At 44.8% G+C, this 3,879-nt stretch carries 4 protein-coding genes; 2 read left to right on the top strand and 2 right to left on the bottom strand.

Annotation, left to right across the window (positions count from 1 at the left end):
* Nucleotides 1-448: 448 nt before the first annotated feature.
* Nucleotides 449-1,642 (bottom strand): cofactor-independent phosphoglycerate mutase, encoded by a 1,194-nt coding sequence (locus PHF18_RS17965; RefSeq protein ID WP_300105074.1) that lies wholly within the window; start codon nt 1,640-1,642, stop codon nt 449-451.
* Nucleotides 1,643-1,646: 4 nt separating this feature from the next.
* Nucleotides 1,647-1,787 (bottom strand): hypothetical protein, encoded by a 141-nt coding sequence (locus PHF18_RS17960; protein ID WP_300105073.1) that lies wholly within the window; start codon nt 1,785-1,787, stop codon nt 1,647-1,649.
* A gap of 335 nt (nt 1,788-2,122) precedes the next feature.
* On the opposite strand from PHF18_RS17960, the gene PHF18_RS17955 reads away from it, so the two are divergent.
* Together PHF18_RS17955 and PHF18_RS17950 are read left to right on the top strand one after the other, a co-directional pair.
* The gene (locus PHF18_RS17955; RefSeq protein ID WP_300105072.1) at nt 2,123-3,541 is read left to right on the top strand and encodes an aspartate kinase; all 1,419 of its coding nucleotides are present in this window, start codon (nt 2,123-2,125) and stop codon (nt 3,539-3,541) included.
* 22 nt (nt 3,542-3,563) lie between these two features.
* The coding region (locus PHF18_RS17950) for an AIR synthase related protein (RefSeq protein ID WP_300105071.1) at nt 3,564-3,879 on the top strand (316 nt) is incomplete at its 3' end.

Genomic DNA, 3,879 nt, shown 5'->3' with positions numbered 1-3,879 from the left:
CTTATTTTACAAAAAAACGATGATTTATACAGTTTAAGCGAATACAAAACAGCCAGCGAGGGTTCACTTCATCCCCGACCTAAAGGTCAGGGTATTCGTGACCCTCTGCGCTCCCATAGTAATAAAACCCTAATTTGACAGAAGCATACATTTTATTATGTATAAATGGGCTTTATGCTCCTGTTTTCGTCATACAATTCAAAGTTCCATCGTGCGTCTTTTGATTTTTGAATGTTTTCATTTTTCCAAAATGTGCTGTGCCGATGCAATGCGTTTTTTATAAAAAAATACTGTACTAATTAGTGGAATCTGTCAAATTTGGGATAAAAAGTATAAAAGAATCAAAATCTTCGAAAAATCCTGATTAAGCGGAATTTTCGGAGAAATTGAATGACTTCAGGTCTGAAAACCAGTCACAAATCATATAAATAGCCTGAATAAAGGCTTTTTAGCCCTTTACAAGTATTCCTATCAGGTCTGAGGCTTTTACCAGCCCCATTGAACCCTTTTTGACTGATTCCTCATCAAAGGTTTCCACACCATCCGAATCAGCTTTATCAGTTCTGTAAACCGCAAACGGGATGGGATCCCTTGTATGAGTCTTTATAGAGATTGGGGTCGGATGGTCAGGCAATACAAGAATCGTAAACGGTTCATCGGAGGTTTCGGCATGTTTAAGGATAGGAGCAACTATCCGGCTGTCAAAATCCTCAACTGCCTGCATTTTTTTATCAATGCTTCCTTCGTGCCCTGCCTCGTCAGGAGCTTCAACGTGAACGAAGACAAGATCCCTGGTCTTCAGGACTTCAATAGCTGCGCTGGCTTTTCCTTCATAATTGGTATCCAGATAACCGGTTGCTCCGGGGACTTCAATTACATCCAGCCCTGCATAGATTCCAATGCCTTTGAGCAAATCCACTGCCGAAATAATAGCTCCTTTCTTCCCGTAAAGTTCCTGAAAAGACTTAAACTTCGGGGCATAACCCTGTCCCCAGACCCAGATAGAGTTTGCCGGGTTTTTGCCCTCCTGTACTCTTTTCAGGTTAACAGGGTGCAGTTCCAGAACAACCATAGATGCCTCAATCAGCCCTGAAAAAAACTCACCGTCTTTTCCTCTGGGAAGATAACTATCCTTTCGTTCTCCTGTGATATCATGCGGAGGCGTACATTCCGTTTCTGCCCCCAGATTATCCCCGGCAACAATAAGATGCCTGTAACTTATACCCGGATAAAACCTGACTTTCTCAGTACTGAGTTCGGAATCAAGTGTCTCGATAAGAATCTCTGCTTCATCACTGCTTATATGTCCTGCACTGTAGTCTTTTATAGTCCCGTTTTCTACGGTAATAAGATTACACCTGAAAGCTACATCGTCAGCTTCAAGAGCCACTCCCATACTCGCAGCCTCCAGAGGAGCCCTTCCTGAGTAATAGGCTGCCGGATCGTACCCGAGAATTGACATGTTTGCAACGTCACTTCCGGGAGGAAAACCATCAGGTACGGTCTGTGCGAGCCCGGTTCTTCCGCGCGCTGCAATGGAATCCATAGCAGGTGTTCGAGCTGCCTGTAAAATGGTCCTGCCACCCAGCTCCTCTATCGGGTAATCCGCCATTCCGTCTCCTATAAGTATGGCATATTTCATTGCTTCACCTTTTTCCAACTGCTTTACCCCTTTCATCTTGTAGATAAAATATATCACTTTCCACCGGATACCTGCAACGATATTTTACTGGCATCTTCCAGCAGGCTTTTTCTGCCGATCCTAAAGTTTCAGTTCTTATACCCATTCTACACAAACATTATAATATAGTATCCATATCCTATACACGACAGGTTCTCAGCTTAAAATATAGTAAGAAGCTGGAGAGCCGGAGCATGCTGTTCTTTACAGGCAGGATTATATATAAAGAAGCGACCTGTAAGCATAACAGGATTTATTTTAGATTGTCTCAAAATATATAATTAGTGCTAATGTCAGATTATAATTAATGCTAATGTCAGATTAGCCTGAATACTGATCATGATGGTCAAAATTAACTAAAAATCAAAATACTAGGACTAACATATTACAAAAAAGAGAAATGTTAGGATATCCGACTTAATACCAAAACGTGATCTGATCATGAAAATTGTAATGAAATTTGGAGGAACTTCCGTTGGAGACGGAAAAAAAATCCGTCACGTTGCACATCTCCTCAAAAGATACTATGAGGAAGGCAACCAGATCGTGGTGGTAACCTCGGCACTCAGTGGAGTAACCGATAGGCTTCTGGAAAATGCACACCTTGCCTCAACAAAAGGTAAGGTTTCTCTTGTAAAAGAATTTAAAACAGAGCTTACAAACAAACACCACGAAGCCGTAAGGGATGCCATTGACGAACCCAATGTCGCAAAAGACGTCCTCCAGATCCTTGACCTCCGGATTGAAGAGCTCGAAAAAGCTTTGATCGGGATCTGCTATCTGGGCGAACTTACCAACAGGTCAATCGACTATATCTCCTCCTACGGCGAACGGCTGGCGACTCCGATCGTTTCAGGTGCTGTCCGCTCCCTTGGGATCTCATCAATCGAATACACCGGAGGAGAGGCAGGGATTGTAACTTCATCGGATTACGGAAATGCCCGCCCTCTTGAAAAGACATACGAGCTTGTATCAAAGAGGCTTGCGTGCAGGCTTGAGTCCCATATTCTTGTGGTCACAGGCTTTATAGGGGAAAATGAAGACGGGATAATCACCACTCTTGGCAGAAGCGGGTCTGACTTCTCGGCTTCCATCCTTGGTGCAGCCCTGAAAGCCGACGAGATCTGGCTCTGGAAAGAAGTTAATGGGATCATGACAACTGACCCAAGAATCGTCCCCGAAGCAAAGACAATCCCGCAGATATCCTATGCAGAAGCCATGGAGCTCTCTTATTTTGGGGCAAACGTGCTACACCCGCGCACCATTGAACCTGCAATGCGAGAACATATTCCTGTACGTGTCAAGAACACCTTTGACCCGGAGTTCCCGGGTACACTCGTGGTGTCAGAGAAATTCCAGTGCAAGCACGTAGTAAAAGCGGTAAGCCTGATCAAAAATGTAGCCCTTATTAACATCTCAGGTGCCGAAATGGCAGGGACAGTCGGGACTGTGGCAAGGCTTTTTACCGCACTTGCAAAGGCAGGAGTAAACGTCGTGATGATCAGCCAGGGGTCTTCCGAGTCAAATCTCTCTTTTGTGATCAGTGAGTCCCATGTGGAATCTGCATTAAATGCCCTCCATGCTGAGTTCAACCGTGAAATCGTAAAGGAAATCACTTCAGATAGAAATGTCTGTGTGGTCGCGGTTGTGGGTGCAGGCATGGCAGGAACCCCGGGAGTGGCGAAACGGGTATTCGGGGCACTTGGAAATTCAATGATTAATATTATTATGATCAGCCAGGGGTCTTCCCAGTACAATATCTCTTTCGTGGTCAGGGAAGACGACGCATTTGCTGCAGTCAAAACCCTGCATGACGAATTCGAACTCTACAATGGAAATGGAATTGAAAAACAGCTATGAAGCAGGCAGGAAGGGTCAGAGAGTGAGCGAAAAGCACCTAACGTACGCAGATTCGGGCGTGGATATAACAGAGGAAGAAAAAACAGTCAAAACCCTGATCGACAAACTGAGTTATGTTCGAAAAGGAATTGGAGCCCCTCTTACAGGGATAGGTCACTATGCAGGGCTCCTGGACTTCGGGGAGTATGCCCTTGCCATGACAACGGACGGTGTTGGCTCAAAAGTCCTTATTGCAAACGAGATGCAGCGCTGGAACACCGTGGGAATAGACTGTATCGCAATGAACGTTAACGACCTTCTGGCGATAGGGGCTGAACCTGTAGCCTTTGTGGACTACC

The organism is Methanosarcina sp. (genome assembly GCF_028693135.1).
GTDB lineage: Archaea > Halobacteriota > Methanosarcinia > Methanosarcinales > Methanosarcinaceae > Methanosarcina.
Note: the sequence above shows the minus strand (reverse complement) of the source record. Positions and strands in the feature narration are given on the sequence as shown.